The organism is Ideonella azotifigens, assembly GCF_006519715.1.
GTDB classification, from domain to species: domain Bacteria; phylum Pseudomonadota; class Gammaproteobacteria; order Burkholderiales; family Burkholderiaceae_C; genus Ideonella; species Ideonella azotifigens.
Window position 1 is genome coordinate 1 of the sequence record NZ_VIDT01001143.1, and the last position, 1,136, is coordinate 1,136.

General features: G+C 70.2%; 1 protein-coding gene. It reads left to right on the forward strand.

The annotated features are described in order from the left end of the window. A partial coding sequence (locus FKP22_RS31205) for an FUSC family protein (RefSeq protein WP_141292039.1) occupies positions 1-1,136 on the forward strand: 1,136 nt, incomplete at both ends.

Sequence of the window (1,136 nt, forward strand, 5' to 3'; positions counted from 1 at the left end):
GCTCAATCGCCGCTGCAGGAATGGCTGGCCCACCAAGCTGTGCTGGACGAGCGCCTGCAAGCCGCCCGTGACCTGCTGTTTCCCGCGCTGGACCGGCCCGGCGCGCTGGCCCAGACCCAGGCACTGCTGCAGGTCATCGAGCTGCGCGACACCTTGCTGGTCAGCGAGCTGGACCTGGAAAGCCTGGATCTCGGCCCGCAGGCCGCCGCACGTGCCACAGCGCTGCGCGAAACGCTGTGCGGCACCATGGAGCAGATTGCGATGCAACTCGCCCGCATCGCACTGGCACTGCAGTTTGGCGAGCCTGTCATCACGACGCCCGGCACCGTGGCCGATCTGCGGGGCCAGCTGCAAGCCCAGCAAAAGGCCGCGCTGGACGACGGCGTGTCGCCCGCCCAGCAGCAGCTGGTGAACGCGCTGGTGATGCGCGGCGAGCACATGCTGAACGACCTGGCACGCTTGCAGGCCGCGCTCGCAGCGCCGCAACCGAACCAGCCGCCGCTGCCGGTGCCAGACCGCGAGGAGCTGTTGCTGTTCGTCAGCGCAGAAGGCTGGCCGTTGGCTGCGCTGAAGTCCCAGTGGCACCTGGCCTCTCCCGTGCTGCGGCATGCCTTGCGCTGCGCCGTGGCGCTCACCAGCGCCTATGTGCTGGCGCTGTGGCTGCCCTGGGCCTCGCACCCGCACTGGCTGGTGCTCAGCGTGGCCGTGGTGCTGCGCGGCAACCTGGAGCAGACACTGGCGCGACGAGACGCGCGCATGGCCGGCACCCTGATCGGCTGCCTGGTGGTGATGCTGCTGGCTGCGCTCCATGTCACTGCGCTGTCCGGCCTGCTGTTCCTGCTGGCTGCCGGCGTGGCCCATGCCTTCGTCAATCGTCGCTACCTGGTCACCGCCATCGCCGCCACCGTGATGGCCTTGTTGCAGGCCCACCTGGCGCAGCCCGAAGCCGGCTTCGGCGTGGCGGAGCGGCTGGCCGACACGGTGCTGGGCGCATTGCTGGCCTGGGGCTTCAGCTTCGTGCTGCCGTGGTGGGAACACCGCAGCCTGGCCTTGCAAACCGGCCGCGTTCGCATCGGGCTGGCCCGGCTGGCCGAGCAGGTATTGCGCTGGCCGCTGCCAGTGCGGCCCGAGCTGCC